At 63.0% G+C, this 14,305-nt stretch carries 11 protein-coding genes, 1 tRNA gene and 1 pseudogene; 5 read left to right on the plus strand and 8 right to left on the minus strand.

The features are described from left to right. Positions 1–18: 18 nt before the first annotated feature. Both QW868_RS24905 and QW868_RS24910 read left to right on the plus strand, forming a co-directional pair. Positions 19–312 (plus strand): FliM/FliN family flagellar motor switch protein, encoded by a 294-nt coding sequence (locus QW868_RS24905; protein ID WP_409997775.1) that lies wholly within the window; start codon positions 19–21, stop codon positions 310–312. 135 nt (positions 313–447) lie between these two features. Further along, positions 448–532: transfer RNA gene (locus tag QW868_RS24910), tRNA-Leu, on the plus strand. A 395-nt stretch (positions 533–927) separates the two neighbouring features. Here the strand turns inward: QW868_RS24910 and QW868_RS24915 are convergent. From QW868_RS24915 to QW868_RS24950, 8 genes are all read right to left on the minus strand, one after another. Continuing rightward, complete coding sequence (locus tag QW868_RS24915) at positions 928–2,304, minus strand: HAMP domain-containing sensor histidine kinase (RefSeq protein WP_315737692.1); 1,377 nt, start codon at positions 2,302–2,304, stop codon at positions 928–930. Between the two features lie 4 nt (positions 2,305–2,308). Beyond that, positions 2,309–2,962: a response regulator transcription factor gene (locus tag QW868_RS24920; protein ID WP_315737693.1), complete on the minus strand. Its 654-nt coding sequence runs from the start codon at positions 2,960–2,962 to the stop codon at positions 2,309–2,311. A gap of 64 nt (positions 2,963–3,026) precedes the next feature. Next, positions 3,027–4,346: a c-type cytochrome biogenesis protein CcmI gene (gene ccmI, locus QW868_RS24925; RefSeq protein ID WP_316231764.1), complete on the minus strand. Its 1,320-nt coding sequence runs from the start codon at positions 4,344–4,346 to the stop codon at positions 3,027–3,029. After that, on the minus strand, positions 4,343–4,855 hold the full coding sequence (locus tag QW868_RS24930) for a cytochrome c-type biogenesis protein (RefSeq protein ID WP_315737695.1): 513 nt from the start codon (positions 4,853–4,855) through the stop codon (positions 4,343–4,345). Before QW868_RS24930 ends, ccmI begins: the two co-directional genes overlap by 4 nt. Next, a complete protein-coding gene (locus QW868_RS24935; RefSeq protein WP_316231765.1) occupies positions 4,852–5,388 on the minus strand; it encodes a DsbE family thiol:disulfide interchange protein in 537 nt (178 codons plus the stop codon). The genes QW868_RS24930 and QW868_RS24935 overlap by 4 nt, the downstream gene beginning before the upstream one ends. An 8-nt stretch (positions 5,389–5,396) precedes the next feature. Continuing rightward, complete coding sequence (locus QW868_RS24940) at positions 5,397–7,385, minus strand: heme lyase CcmF/NrfE family subunit (RefSeq protein ID WP_316231766.1); 1,989 nt, start codon at positions 7,383–7,385, stop codon at positions 5,397–5,399. A gap of 298 nt (positions 7,386–7,683) precedes the next feature. Then, positions 7,684–9,207 carry an ankyrin repeat domain-containing protein gene (locus QW868_RS24945; RefSeq protein ID WP_316231767.1) on the minus strand — a complete coding sequence of 508 codons (1,524 nt, stop codon included), beginning with the start codon at positions 9,205–9,207 and terminating at the stop codon, positions 7,684–7,686. Beyond that, a complete protein-coding gene (locus QW868_RS24950) occupies positions 9,194–10,459 on the minus strand; it encodes an NAD(P)-binding domain-containing protein (RefSeq protein ID WP_316231768.1) in 1,266 nt (421 codons plus the stop codon). The genes QW868_RS24945 and QW868_RS24950 overlap by 14 nt, the downstream gene beginning before the upstream one ends. A 368-nt stretch (positions 10,460–10,827) precedes the next feature. On the opposite strand from QW868_RS24950, the gene QW868_RS24955 reads away from it, so the two are divergent. The 3 genes and pseudogenes from QW868_RS24955 to QW868_RS24965 all read left to right on the plus strand — a co-directional run. Further along, on the plus strand, positions 10,828–11,733 hold the full coding sequence (locus tag QW868_RS24955) for a pyridine nucleotide-disulfide oxidoreductase (protein WP_316231769.1): 906 nt from the start codon (positions 10,828–10,830) through the stop codon (positions 11,731–11,733). Positions 11,734–11,745: 12 nt separating this feature from the next. Then, positions 11,746–13,104, plus strand: a complete 1,359-nt coding sequence (locus QW868_RS24960; protein WP_315799222.1) for a cytochrome c3 family protein — start codon at positions 11,746–11,748, stop codon at positions 13,102–13,104. A gap of 488 nt (positions 13,105–13,592) precedes the next feature. Continuing rightward, positions 13,593–14,305 (plus strand): annotated as a pseudogene (locus QW868_RS24965) (hypothetical protein); the annotation flags it as partial.

Genomic DNA, 14,305 nt, shown 5'->3' on the forward strand with positions numbered 1-14,305 from the left:
GCTAACCACAACATGGTGATGTCTGGGCAACGAAAATCCAGTCGTGACTTCGGTGGTCCTGCAGTGTCAACCCTCGATAAAGTGACAGTCGACCTGATGGTCGTTCTCGGCACCTGCTCCATGCCCATCCACCAGGTTCTGCGCCTGTCCCGTGGCGCCATCATCGAGCTGGACGCCACCGAGGCTGATGACGTCAAGGTGCTCGCCAACAACCTGCCGATCGCCAACGGGGTCGTGCTGGTCGACCGCAACCGCATCGCGGTCGAGGTCAAGCAGATGCTGCCGCGCTCGCCGACGCCGACGTCGCGATAGCGGCCCCGGGCGGCGCGAAAACCATCCACAATCCGGTATTTTAGGGCAGGGCGGGCCTTGTCCCCCCGACATCGATTTGATACACGGGCGCCACTGATCCGGTGCCGCCCTTCCTCTGGCTCCGGCTTCTTCTTCGCGCTCGTGGCGGAATTGGTAGACGCGCTGCCTTGAGGTGGCAGTGGGTAACACCGTGGGGGTTCGAGTCCCTCCGAGCGCACCATAAATCCTCGTTTAATCCTTGAAATCCTTGAACTTTTCGGATGTTGCCTGGGAATGTTACCGCTCGTTCCCGCGGGTCGTTGCTGTCCTGTTTTCTGCGACGGGCTTGAGAAAATCCTCCGATGACAGGCTCTGGTCGAACGCGACCACCTCGTCCATTCCGCTGATGCCAGGCTTCTCACGGTTGGCTTGGGCGATGTCGTGAGCCGGCATTTCGGGGTCTCGATGCTGGTACACGACGCGCCGACGAAGGGCCGTTCTTCGGCTACCCGTTTGCTTTCCGCGGCAAGAAGGCGTTGGTGCTGAAGGTCCGGTTCTGTGACGGCAATGGGGGGCGTCTGTTCACCAAACGCATCGACCAGGCGGCTTCGTGTGGCGCTGCGGGCACCAGTCATGTCACGATGAGCTTGGATCACCCTTCTTTCGAAGTGCGAGCTTCAGGGCGACGCCCCCAATTCTCGAATCCTCGATCCATAGTCGGCCATCATAGAGACTGGTCAGGTCGCGGGCAATCGCCAGACCGAGCCCAGTGCCCGGCTTCGCGTCGTCAAGTCTCGTGCCCACGTCGAACACGCGCATTCGCTCTTCGACTGGAATGCCGGGCCCGTCGTCCTCCACCGTGATCAAGACGGTGCTGTCGAGATCCTCGATCGAAATCACGACGCGGTCATGTGCCCATTTTGCCGCATTGTCGAGCAGGTTGCCGATGAGTTCGGTCAGATCGTTCGTATCGCAGGCAACGACGACGTCGGCTGCTCCTTCGACTTCGAACCGCCGGTCGTGCCCCGGGCTGAATCGCGAGTAGGTATTGATGACGCTCCTCAAGACGTCTGCGACGACCGCAAACGCACCTGCATTCGCGATCGTGGAGGCCTTTGCGCGCGCCGTCTGGTAGTTGATGAGCAGCGCCATTCGCGAGCACTGCTCCGACAGAATCTGAGCGTGGCTCTCCTGACCGGATGCTTTGAGCCGTGCTGCCTCCTCGTCGAGAATTGCCAGAGGCGTCTTCAGCGCGTGTGCAAAACTTCCTGCGAGCACGCGAGCGCGATCGACCATGATGAGATTTGCCGCAATCATTCCGTTCAACTCGGTGACGAGCGGCATGATTTCCTCCGGCAGGTCCTCAGGCAGCCGCGTGGTCTTGCCGCTGCGCACGTCCACGATGGCGCGACTCATGCGCTGGAGCGGCCGCAGGCCGTAAACGACTTGAGCGTAGGCGGTGCCAACCATGGCGAGGGCCATGATACCCAGCGTCGCGATCAGCGTCAGATTGAGGTGCTGCATCTCGTCACTGATCAGTCGCTCGTCGGCACCGACACGGATTTCGACGGGTTGCCCGAGCCGAGACGGCTCGCTGATGTTTCGGACCATGCGCATCGGCCCAGTCGGTCCCTCCACATTCGTAAGCGCCGTGGAGGGAGGCAGGGAACCCTCGCGAGTCTGATCGGGCGTGAATGAAAGAGAAAGGTCATCCTGTAGCGACGGCGAACGCGCGGTTTCGCCGTTCTGCAGGATAACCTGCCAATACATTCCGGACCTGGCAGGGGAGAAACGCGGATCGCTCAGATTGCGGGCGATGAATAGCCGCTGCGTTGCGTCGATTTCCACGAGGTCGGCGAGCTCGCGGGCGTGATCCAGGAGGTCATGATCGAAGTGGGCCACGACGACACGGCGAATGACGATCGAGAGTCCGAGCCCGCTGGCGAACAAGACGATGGAAATCCAGATCGCGGCGACCACGATCATGCGGGCTCGGAAGTTGCGGCTGAACATTGCTCTATCCGAAGCGATATCCCATGCCTCTGACGGTGCGAATGCAATCACGCCCCAGCTTTCTCCTGAGCCGGGCAATGTAGACTTCGACCGTATTGGAGTCGCGATGGTCGCTGCTCGGATAGATGTGCTCCAGTAGCTCGGTCTGCGACACGATATGATCGGCGCGGCGCATGAGGAGCTCGAGGACGCGCAACTCGAGTGCAGTCAGGTCGACGATCTGCCCGTCCTTCTTGACCAGGCCAGCCGCCGCGTTGAATTCGATCTGCCGGAGGCGGAGTACGGCCTCCGGTCTGCTGGAGACCCGACGGAGCAGCGATTTGACCCGCGCGACCAGCTCCTGCGCCTTGAAGGGCTTTTCGAGATAGTCGTCCGCGCCAGCGTTCAGGCCGTTGACACGCTCGGCCCAGCCGCTGCGGGCCGACAGGATCAGCACCGGCAGCGTGTGCCCGGTATGACGCCAGCGTTGCAGCACGTCGAGGCCCGAAATGCACGGCAGGCCGAGGTCGAGGACCGCGGCATCATAGGGCTGGCTGTTGCCCAGCATCCAGCCCTGCTTGCCATCGGTGGCGAGATCCGCCTCGAAACCGGCATCGGCCAAGCTTTCCCTGATGCGCTCCGCGTAGACGGGCTCGTCCTCTATGAGCAGAATGCGCATTGCCATTCCTCCGGTTGCCGAACGGGTTCCGACGATGATGACACGCGGATCGGGCCCTCGAACGTTATGGATTGATTCCGAGCTCTCTGGCTGCGTCAGCTATGCGCGTGCGCTCCGGGACGTCCTCCGCGAAGACCGACAGTGCGCGTTGCAGCGACTGTTTCGCCGCCTCGACCTCGCCCAGCACGACCCGCGAGCGGATCAACTTGATCCAGCCTTCTACATCGCGCGGTGATTGTTCGAGGCGGCTCGCAAGGCCATCCACCATGCCGCGGATCATGAGGTTGCGGTCCTGTGTGGACATGCTTTCGGCCTTTCGGATGTCCTCGGCGCGGGGGCCGCGCGGCTCCGCCGGCTCGGTCGCCGCGGTCTTGCCGGAGCGCAGGAGCTCCTGCATGCGCTCGGCGGACAGGTTCGGCCGGGCAGGCGATGGCGAGCCGTCATCCTCCCCGAGCTCGCGACGAAGCGCGCCGAGCCGCTGCTTGAGATCGGGCAGCCACGGCTCGTTCGGATCGGCCTCGGATACGATCGCCGTCCAGTCGGCCATCGCACCCCGTTTGTCGCCCTCCTGCTCTTTCACGACGCCGATGAAGAAGCGGGCGCGCGCGTCCTTGGGATCCAGTTTGAGTGCTTCGTCGAAATCCGCGCGGGCTTCGGACGTGACGGTGCCGTCCGCGGCCCGCACCAGCGCTTCGCCGCGTGCGCTGCGGTATTCGGCCGAGCCTGGCCGCAGCTCCATTGCGCGCGCATAGGCCTGTGCCGCCTCGGCAAAGCGCTCGATGTTGAACAGCGACCAGCCCAGCAGCCGCCATCCGTCGGCGTCCTTGGGATTCCGCTCCAGTCTGGTCTGCACACGCTGGATCATCTCTTCGACCGGCGGCAGTCCGCTGCCCTGCTGCGGTCGGTCGCGACCGTCCTGGCTGGTCATCTGCTCCAGCGAGGCAATGGCCTGGGTGCCGGCGTCGGATCGCGCCTCGCCAACCGACCTCGCCGTCGTGCTGCTGGCGGTCTGGCCCGGCGCGGCTGCGGGGACATCCGGATTTCCGATGACCGCGTACAGGATGACGGAGCCGAACACCACCGTCATCGTGACGACGGCGAGCGCAAATTTTCGTTCGGAGCTGGTGAGGGAGGGCGCCGGCGGCTGTTCGGCGGCGGCTGCGGCGAGAATGCGCCGCTTGATCTCGCTGGCCGCGTTCTCGCCATCCGACTTGTCGATCAGGCCCCGTGCGGTTTCGTTCTCGATCTCGCGGAGCTGGTCGTGGTGGACGGCGAGTCCCTGAGCCGAAGCCAACCGTCTCCGCTCGTAGTTGCGGATGAAGGGCGTCGATATCAGCACGGCGGCCACGGAAATCATCGCCGTCAGGATCAGCCATAGCATCATGAAAGGCTCCGTCGATCGAGGATCGCCTCGATGGCTTTGAGTTCGTCGGCGCTGAGCGGAGCGACGTGCTCCGCTCCGAGCGCGGTCGCATTGGCTGCCGCGCGGCGCACGTAGCGGCCGAAGCCGACGATGGCCGCCAGCAGCGCCAGGAGCGGGCCGATCCACAGCGGGATCGTATTCCACTGCAAGGGAGGCTTGAGCAGGACGAAGTTGCCGTAGCGTGCGACCAGGAAGTCCACCGCCTGCCGGTCGCTGTCGCCGGCCTGCAGGCGGTCGCGCAACAGAACCCTCAGATCATGCGCCAATGGAGCGTTCGAATCGTCGATGCTTTGATTCTGACAAACGACGCAGCGCAACTCCTGGCCCAGCGCGCGCGCACGGGCCTCCAGCCCCTCATCCCGTAGCATTTCGTCCGGAAGCACCGCACGGGACGGCGACAAGGTCGCCGTCAGCACGAGCGAGCTGACGAGCAGCGCTCCGGTTAATCCCTTCATCCGCCGGCAGCTCATGACTCGCTCCTGAGTGCCTTCAGCAGAGGTTCGAAATCGTCACGCCATACATCTTCGGTCAGCGGGCCGGGATAGCGGTAGCGGATGCGGCCGGCCCGATCGATCACGAAGGTTTCGGGAACGCCGGTCACGCCGAGGTCGATGCCGGCCCGGCCGGACTCATCGGAGCCGACACGGGCATAGGGACTGCCATGCTTGGCAAGCCAGCGTTTGCCGTCGTTCCGATCGTCCTTCCAGTTCAGTCCGTAGATCGGGATGGCGGAGCTCTCCGCGAGCTTGAGCAGCATCGGGTGCTCGACGCGGCATCCGGGACACCAGGATGCGAACACGTTGAGCAGGACCACATCGCCCTGCAGATCGGTACTGGCAAGACCGCCGTCCTTGCCGTCGAGCGACGCGAGCTGGAAGCGCGGCGTCGGCTTGTCGATCAGGGTCGAGGGCATTCGCCGCGGATCGTTGGTCAGGCTGAAAGCCAATCCAGCGGCCAGTGCGGCGAAGGCCACGAGAGGTATGAGATAGGGTAGGCGCGGCATATCTCGTCCTATTCAGCAGGAACGGCAGTCGGTACGGCCAGCATCGCCCGTCGTGGAGCACCGACACGAAATCTCCGGTCCGCCAGCGAGATGAAGCCGCCGCAAGCCATCATCAGTGCGCCGATCCAGACCAGCGGCACCAGAGGGTGATAGTAGCAGCGCACCGCCCACGCGCCTTTGTCGTCGGGGTCGCCGAGCGTCACATAGACGTTCCAGATCAGGTTGGTTCGAATGCCGGCGGCGGTCGTCTGCTGCTGTCTGACGGGATAGAAGCGGCGCTCGCTGGAAAGCTGCGTGAACGGCTTTCCGTTCCGCGTGATGTCGAACGAGCCACGCTCGGCTTCGTAGTTGGGGCCCGGAAATTTTCCGATCGAGCGCAACTTGATGTCATAGCCCGCGAGCTGCAGGCTCTGGCCCGGCCGCAGCATCTGCACCTTCTCGGAGGCCCACGCGGTCATCCCGGTAATGCCTGCGACGGTGACGCCCATTCCCGCATGGGCCAGCACCAGGCCGTAGACCGCGAGCGGGGTGGTGCGCGCGAGGTTGAGCGAGGTCGCCAAGGGAGTCGTCGTGCCGAGGCGGACGCGATGAGCCAGCACCATCAACGAGCCGATCACGAGCCAGACGGAGATGCCGAAGAAGAATGCGACCAGGAAACGCTGTCCGAACGTCGCGACGAGGATTGCGACGGCGACGAATGCCGCAAGCACCCCGGCCAGGCGGAGCCGTTGCAGCGCCGCAACGAGGAGATCGCGCTTCCATTTCAGAACCGGGCCGATCACCATGGCAAGCAGCAGCGGAACCATGATCGGAACGAACGTCAAGTTGTAGTAGGGAGGGCCGACCGAGATCTTGTCGTTCCCGAGCATGTCGACGAGGAGCGGGTAGAACGTGCCGAGAAACACGGTGGCCACGGCTGCCGTGAGCAGCACATTGTTGAGGACGAGGCCGCTCTCGCGGCTGACCGCTGCAAACAGCGCGCCGTGCTTCAGGCTTGGCGCCCGGATCGCATACAGCGTCAATGCCCCGCCGGTCGCTACCAGGATCAGCGCCAGGATGAATGCGCCACGCGACGGGTCCTGTGCGAAGGCATGAACGCTGGTGAGCACGCCGGACCTCACCAGGAAAGTCCCGATCAGGCTCAATGAGAAGGTCACGATCCCCAGCAGGATCGTCCAGCTCTGGAGGGCGCTCCGACGCTCGACCACAAGGGCGGAATGCAGCAGCGCAGTCCCCGCAAGCCACGGCATGAAGGATGCGTTCTCGACGGGGTCCCAGAACCACCAGCCGCCCCAGCCGAGCGTGTAGTACGCCCATGCGCTGCCCAGCGTGATTCCAATCGTGAGAAAGCACCAGGCGGCGAGCACCCACGGTCGAACCCAGCGGGCCCAGCCGGCATCGACCTTTCCCTCGATCAGCGCGGCGACCGAGAACGAGAACGCCATCGAGAAGCCGACGTAACCCAGGTACAGAAATGGTGGATGAAAGGCGAGGCCGGGATCCTGCAGAATCGGATTCAGTCCGTTGCCTTCGAGGGGAGCATCGACCAGCCGCGCGAACGGATTCGAGGTCGAGACGATGAACGCTAGAAAGCCGAGGCCGATCATGCCGTGCACGCCGAGAACGTTGCTCTGCAGCCGCTCGGGAAGGTTCGTTCCGAACAATGCAACTGCCGCGCCGAACAAGGAGAGGATCAGGACCCACAGCAGCATGGATCCCTCATGGTTTCCCCAGACTCCGGAGACCTTGTAGAGCAGCGGCTTCAGCGTGTGCGAGTTCGCTGCGACGACCTGGACTGAAAAGTCGGAGTGGACGAACAGCGACGTCAGGCACGCGAATGCGATCGCGACGAAGAGAAACTGAGTCAGGGCAGCGTGACGAACGAAGCCGGCGATCATCGCGGATTGGCGACGCAGCGCTGCGAACGGAACGATCGACTGTACCAGCGACACGATGAGCGCGAGAATGAGCGCAAACGATCCGGCCTCCGCTGTCATGTAGTATCTCCGACTGCAGCGGATATTCCTGCAGCTAACTATCAAGTGTCTGTGATGCGTCGACAATCAATGCGCCGAATGAGGCATCATTCGTACGGAATGATGATGATCCATCGACGCGTATCGTCGTGAAATTGCAACTCATTCTCACTCACTGCCGGAGAACGGTATCATCGGTCGTCTCGGCACGGAGCGTTGTGTTCGTTGGTAAATAGCGGTCGAATCGTCTGCGGCGCCATGGAACAGCGAACGCTGCGTCGACCGCATGATGGGCAGGAAGGCGAAACGAGATCGACTGCTATTCCAGAAGCTTGGCAATATCGCTGTGACCGCTGGCGGCGGCGATATCCGTGGCACGTTCGCGCCGCTTGTTCCTCAATTGCTTTTCGGCGCCGGCGGCCAGAAGGCTTTGCGCAATGCCGATGTCTCCCTCATGGGCCGCCATCATCAACGCGCTCATGCCCTGGCCGTTGCGCGCGTTCGGATCGGCCTTGCGCCTGAGAAGTTCACCGACGACATCGGCAAGGCCGGCGCGCGCAGCGAGGATGAGAGCAGTATTTCCACCTCTTGTCGCGCGTTTCGGATCGGCGCCGTGGTCCAACAGAAGCAGCGAGGCCGCGGCGCTGCGGCCTTCGATTGCATTCAGCAACGGCGTCTTGTCGTCGGCGTCAGCGCGGTTGACGTCCGCACCTGCGCGGATCAGTTGCCCGATCGCTTGCGTATTGCCATTGCCGGCCGCGTGCCAAAGTGCGGTGCGGCCTTGGCCATCGGCGGCGTTGAGGTCGGATCTCTGGACGAGTTGCCGATCGAGCGGGCCATTGGTGCACGACGCGACCGCGATCATGAGTGGGGTCCGGCCGTCTGCCAACGGAGGCAGGCTGCCGGAAGCGCCGTCGAGGAGCGCGGCGATAGCGGCACCATTGCAGCGGCTGAGTGCCATCAGCAGTGCGGTCGCGCCATCCGCACGCGCTGCAGATGGGTCGGCCGCCTTTGTCAGCAGCAATTTGATGATGTCTCCATGATCCTTGTCCGCTGCCAGCATCAACGGCGTGTCGCCGCGCCGGTTGCCGGTGTTCGGGTTGGCTCCCGAGGCGAGCAGGAGCTCCACCAGCCGAAGATGCCCGGCGGCCGCGGCGATCGCCAGAGGCGTATCGCCGTCCTGGTTGACCGCGTTGACGTCAGCCTTCGCAGCGATGAGCTGGCGCATCGGATCGAGCTGGCCGCGCAGGGCGGCGTCGATGATGGCCGGATGGCCGTTTCGCATTGCAGCCTGCGCATCGAGCGTCGGCGCGGGCCTGCGCGCAGTTTCCCGCTCCGGCTCCCTGGCGCGCGGGCGCGCGTTTCGATTGGCCGCATCGGCCAGCAACTGCTCGGCGGGCTGATAACCGGCCGCAGCCGATTTACGCAGCCAATCCCGCGCCCGGTCGGGATCGGCGGGCGTTCCGCGTCCTGCGAGCCACATCGCTGCGACATTGTACTGTGCCTTGACGTGTCCTTTCCTTGCACTTGCCTCCATCCATTTGAACGCCAGCGCGTCGTCTGATTTGGTGCCGAGGCCGGCGCGGTAGAGTGATGCAAGGCGGTACTGCGCCTCTGGATCCCCGGCGATGGCCGCGCGCTCGAGCAGCTTCAGTGCTTCCTCGGGACGTCCGGCCCGGATTGCCGCGTCCGCAGCCTGGCTCGTGCCGGGGACTTCGGAGCTCGCGCCCGCTGGATTGCCGCCCAGCACCGCCGTGTCGCCGGCCAGGGCGACCGATGGTACGGTCAAGCTGACGAGACAGATCAGCGGGAGGATGACAGGAGAGGATTTATGCCGTGCCATACTTCGTCTCGACCTCGATACCCATGCTCTTCAGGAACGCCGTCGGCAGAATGCCGCCGACGCACACGATGACGGCATCGTTTCGGATCGTGCTCGTCCTACCATCGGCATCGATCTCGACGTCGTCACCGCCAACTCGTTTGACTGACGAATTGTACATGACGTGGAGCCGTCCCGATTGGGCGGCTGCTTCCGTCCGTTGACGGTTCTTCAGTTTGGCGCGACTGAACGAGTCGCTGCGATGGGAGAGAGTCACCGTCGTTCCGGGCTCGTCGGCGATGGAGCAGGCGGCTTCCAGCGCGGCGTCGCCGCCACCGACGACGAGCACGTGCTGGCCGCGATACTGTTCGGGGTCGATCAGTCGATAGACGACCTTGGTCTGCTCTTCGCCCGGGACGTCCAGCTTGCGCGGTGTTCCGCGTCGTCCGATTGCCAAGAGCACCGCATGCGTTCTGTAGCTGCTGCAGTTCGTCTTGACGTCGAAGCCATCGCCGACGCGGGCGACCGCTTCGACGCGCTCGCCGACGTTCACCTTGAGGCGGGACTTGTGCACGATGCTCATGAAGAACTCGATCAGCTGCTCCTTGCTGAGCTCTCTGAAGTTGAATTTACCCGCGAGCGGCAGCGTGAAGGGAGCGGTCATCACCAGCTTGCCGCGGGGGAAGTGCGCGACGGTGCCGCCGAGCGAGTCCTGTTCGAGGGTGACGAAGCGCAGCCGATGCTGCAGGCAGGCGAGACTGGCGGAGAGTCCGGCCGGACCGCAGCCGACGATCACGACGTCGAGCATGTCCGACTTGCCGATGTTCTTGATCTTGCGGACGGAGTCGATCGCCTGGCGTCCCTGCTCGATGGCGTTTCGGACCAGCCCCATCCCGCCGAGCTCTCCCGCGATGAAGATGCCGGGCACATTGGTCTGAAACGCCTCGTCCACGTTTGGAATGTCAATGCCGCGCGTTTCGGTGCCAAACACCAGCGTGATGGCATTCACGGGACACACCGCCTTGCAGGCGCCGTGTCCAATGCAATGCGAAGGCTCGACGAGCGCCGCCTTGCCGCCGATCAGGCCGAGAATGTCGCCCTCCGGACACGCCCTGACGCATGAGCCACAGCCGATGCACAAGGCAGGATCGATAATGGGGTGGAGCGATGCCGGTTCGAGAAGACCGGCGTCCTTGGCGGCCGAGAGCTTCGCGACGCTCTTTATTTCTTTACGCTTGCGCACGGCCATGTAGGTGGCCCAGACGCCGAGCATCGGCGCGGCGTAGACGATCAGGAGATCGAGCGCCATGTCCTCTCTTTCCCCTTCTTAAGTCCTGACAGTAGGCGGCAGCAGGTGCCGGCCGTGGTGGCCGCCCGGAAAGGTCGGCCGCATCGCTAGATGCAAATTCGTCTCAACAGATGCCGACATAGAAATTCCAGAATGATTTGTAGTTTTGCGGACAAGGAGTAGTTCATTCGTTGAACAGATGCCGTCGGCGGAAATATGGCTCGCACTGATCTCACACGAATGATGTCAGTGCCGGAGGACGCAACAGTTATTTGCAAGTGGTTATCAGGAAGGAATCTCTCGACTGAGATCCGGAGATCCGCAGGCAAGCCGGACATTCGCCCATCCGGCATTTGGGTTTCACAGGAAGCGTCGAGAACATGAGCAGAACAGCAGTCGTTCGCGCGAACGGCGATCCTCTTCGAGGAACCGTCCCGGTCATCGTCACACTTCTCGTTGTCGCAGCGATCGGCATCGGATGGCTGCAGAAGGAGGAGGAGTATATTACGCCGGGATCGGGGACCGGCTACTGGCTCGGAATATACGGCAGCGTCGCGATGCTATCGTTGCTGGCCTATTCGATGCGCAAGCGCTTCAAGTCGCTCCGCGGGATCGGCTCGGTGCCATTCTGGTTCAAAACGCACATGCTGCTGGGCGTCGTTGGCCCCGTGCTGATCCTGTTTCATGCCAACTTCAAGCTGGGAGCACTCAACAGCAACGTGGCATTCTTTGCCATGTTGATCGTTGCGATCAGCGGCGTGATCGGCCGGTATATCTACGGCAAGATCCACATGGGTCTTCATGGTGGAAGGGCGCGCATCAAGGAGCTGCTTGCGGAATCCGAGGCGATGAGGATGGAGCTCGGTCAGGAGATGCAGGCAGCGTCATTCGTGTCGCGGGAGTTGGCTGCCTTCAGCAAGGGGCTCGACAACAGGGTGCCGCGAACTGCGCTGGGGAGCCTGCGGACGGGGGCGATCATCGCGGCGCGGACGAGGCGGCTGCGTGCCAACGTGGTTGCGGAAGCGCGCCGGCTCATTCGCGCCGAAGCCAAGCGTGCGCGATGGTCGTGGTTCGAGCGGCGACGGCGCGAGAAGCGAATCGAAGAAGTCGTGCGGAGGTACACCGCTGCGGTGCGGAAGGCCGCAGAACTGACATTTTTCGAACGGCTATTTTCGCTGTGGCACGTTCTGCATCTGCCGCTGTTTTTTCTCATGCTGCTGGCGGGTTTCGTTCATGTCTGGGCCGTCCATCACTATTGACGGAGTTTCGTGATGAGGTGGCGCCTAGCGGCGGTTGTCGCTGTCATGGTCGGTGTTGCGCTGCTGTCGGCCGGGCTTCGAGCGCAGACGTTGCTTGAAAAACTGGTTATGCCGGGCCCGCTGGCCGAGAAGCATGCCAAGCTCGAAAGCGAATGCGGAAAGTGCCACGAAGCCTTCACGCGGAAGGCGCAGTCGGGCCTCTGCCTCGATTGCCACAAGGAGATTGCAGTCGATCGCAGGCAGCATGAGCGCCTGCATGGACGCGAGCAGGCGGCGCTGACCCAGGAGTGCAGGCAGTGTCACACCGACCACAAGGGGCGTGGAACCGACATCGTCCAGCTCGACAAGGAAACATTCAACCACGACATGACGAACTACAGGCTGGTCGATGCGCACAAGAACGTTCCTTGTGCTGGATGTCATGTCGCGAAGGTGAAGTTCCGCAACACACCCTCGACCTGCTTCGAGTGTCACAAGGCGCTCGATCCTCATCGCGGCCGGCTCGGTGAGCGCTGCGAGAACTGCCACACGGCGGTGAAATGGCGCGCGACCAAGGAATTCGATCACACGAAGACCAGGTTTCCCCTCGTGGGCGCCCACAAGTCGGTCGCTTGTGCAACGTGCCACTCCGGCCAGCAGTACAAGGATCTGCAGACGTCGTGCGGCTCATGCCACCGTCTTCAAGACGTCCATGCCGGCCGCTTCGGCGACAAGTGCGAGACGTGTCACGATCAGGAGAAGTGGAAGACGGTCCGCTTCAATCACGACAAGACCCGCTTCCCGTTGCGAAATGCGCATGCCAAGGTGAAGTGTGAGAGCTGCCATACGGGTGATCTCTATCGGGACAAGCTCGCGACGTCATGCGTGTCCTGTCACCGCAAGCAGGACCCGCATCAGGGTAAGCTCGGCGAACGTTGCGAGACCTGCCATAGCGATGCGGGCTGGCGGAAGAGGCTCTCCTTCGATCACGAGATTACGCGTTTTCCGTTGATAGGTCTGCACAAGTCGGTGCCTTGCGAGGAGTGCCACCGGACGCCGACCTACAAGAATACGCCGATGGCCTGTGAGAGCTGCCACAAGGATTTCCACCAGGGGAAGCTCGGAGGACGGTGCGCCAGTTGTCACAATCCGAATGGGTGGCGGCTGTGGCGCTTTGATCACGCGCGGCAGACACGATTCCCGCTGGTTGGTGTCCACCAGAAGATCACATGCGAGGCCTGCCACAAGGCCAAGTCGCCGCCGGATCTGAAGTTGCCGATGGATTGCTTCAGCTGTCATCGCAGCTCGGACGTGCACAATGGCACTTTCGGTCAGACGTGCGAGCGCTGCCATGTCGCAACGGGATGGCGCAACGTTCAGATCAGGAACTGATTCGGACGGCTGCGCTGGCGCATCGGTCGTCCGACATCGTGTCGAGCTGACATCAGCTCGCAGCAGCTATCAGTTCGCCTGCAGATCAACGGTTTGCGCGATGCGCTTGCGAGAACCTCGTGAGCGAAGGACGCCAGAAACATTACCACCCATTCAGCTTGAGTTCAGCTTGGCCCAGTTTTGGGCCAGCTTTGCCGGTCTATGAAGCCCTGTGTTGGGCGTGACGCTGCGTGATCTGGCTGATGACTTGGTCGCCGCCGATCAACGTAGCGCTCGATTGAAGGGGCCGGGGGCGTTCCGCGTGTTCGGTAGCAGGGAAGGCATGCTGCCGGGCCGTTTGGGGAGGAAATCCGCAGGAGTGTCTTGGGTTTGTTGGGGCGACCGGCGAGCAGCGGGCCGCTCAGGGGTTTCGGCTGGATTCGGGGTGACCGGTCTCCGTTGAATATTCGGATGGCGATCGAGTCGAGAGTGAAGATCGGGAGTTTGAGTTGAGCAGCTGCTACAGCAAGCGGGGGCTGTTGGCGCAAGCATCGCACTATGTGGCGCGGTGGTTGCTTGCCGGTATGCTGCTCGCTCTGGCGCTGGCAGGGCACGCTGCTGCGCAGAGTTCATTCGATCATGTCTCGACCGGGTTTCCGCTGACCGGAAGCCATGTTGGAGTGGAGTGCTCGTCCTGCCACGTCGGTGGGCGGTTCAAGGGCACGCAGACGCAGTGCGCCAGTTGCCACAACGGCGCTCAGACGGCCGGCATGTCGGTCAACCATCCGATGACCACGAGGCGCTGTGAGAGCTGCCATCAGACTTCGACATGGAAGGACGTTCGGGCGATCGATCATACCCAGGCGAAAGCGTCGTGTACGACCTGCCACAACGGCGTGATGGCACGGGGCAAGTCGAAGAACCACATCACGACGGCGGCGCCATGCGATGTGTGCCACAGGTCGACGGCGAGTTTCCGCATCAGAATGAAGATGGACCACGCCGGCATCGTCGCCGGTTGCGCCAACTGCCACAACGGGACGACGGCGCGCGGCAAGTCCAGCAATCATCTCCAGACCAATCTGCCGTGCGAGTCCTGTCACACCAGCACGGCCAGCTTCGGTGGCGCGGCGTTCAAGCATGCCGCCACCGACACCAACTGCGCGACCTGCCACAACGGCAAGACGGCGCAGGGCATGACGACGCCGCCGCACATCCCGAC

The organism is Bradyrhizobium sp. SZCCHNR1051, assembly GCF_032489615.1.
In the GTDB taxonomy this organism is placed as follows: domain Bacteria; phylum Pseudomonadota; class Alphaproteobacteria; order Rhizobiales; family Xanthobacteraceae; genus Bradyrhizobium.

Excerpts from the sequence above, each read along its gene's own strand:
- QW868_RS24905 (WP_409997775.1), top strand. The coding sequence starts at position 19 with ATGTCTGGGCAACGAAAATCCAGTCGTGACTTCGGTGGTCCTGCAGTG.
- QW868_RS24915 (WP_315737692.1), bottom strand. The coding sequence starts at position 2,304 with ATGTTCAGCCGCAACTTCCGAGCCCGCATGATCGTGGTCGCCGCGATC.
- QW868_RS24920 (WP_315737693.1), bottom strand. The coding sequence starts at position 2,962 with ATGCGCATTCTGCTCATAGAGGACGAGCCCGTCTACGCGGAGCGCATC.
- ccmI (WP_316231764.1), bottom strand. The coding sequence starts at position 4,346 with ATGATGCTATGGCTGATCCTGACGGCGATGATTTCCGTGGCCGCCGTG.
- QW868_RS24930 (WP_315737695.1), bottom strand. The coding sequence starts at position 4,855 with ATGAGCTGCCGGCGGATGAAGGGATTAACCGGAGCGCTGCTCGTCAGC.
- QW868_RS24935 (WP_316231765.1), bottom strand. The coding sequence starts at position 5,388 with ATGCCGCGCCTACCCTATCTCATACCTCTCGTGGCCTTCGCCGCACTG.
- QW868_RS24940 (WP_316231766.1), bottom strand. The coding sequence starts at position 7,385 with ATGACAGCGGAGGCCGGATCGTTTGCGCTCATTCTCGCGCTCATCGTG.
- QW868_RS24945 (WP_316231767.1), bottom strand. The coding sequence starts at position 9,207 with ATGGCACGGCATAAATCCTCTCCTGTCATCCTCCCGCTGATCTGTCTC.
- QW868_RS24950 (WP_316231768.1), bottom strand. The coding sequence starts at position 10,459 with ATGCTCGGCGTCTGGGCCACCTACATGGCCGTGCGCAAGCGTAAAGAA.
- QW868_RS24960 (WP_315799222.1), top strand. The coding sequence starts at position 11,746 with ATGAGGTGGCGCCTAGCGGCGGTTGTCGCTGTCATGGTCGGTGTTGCG.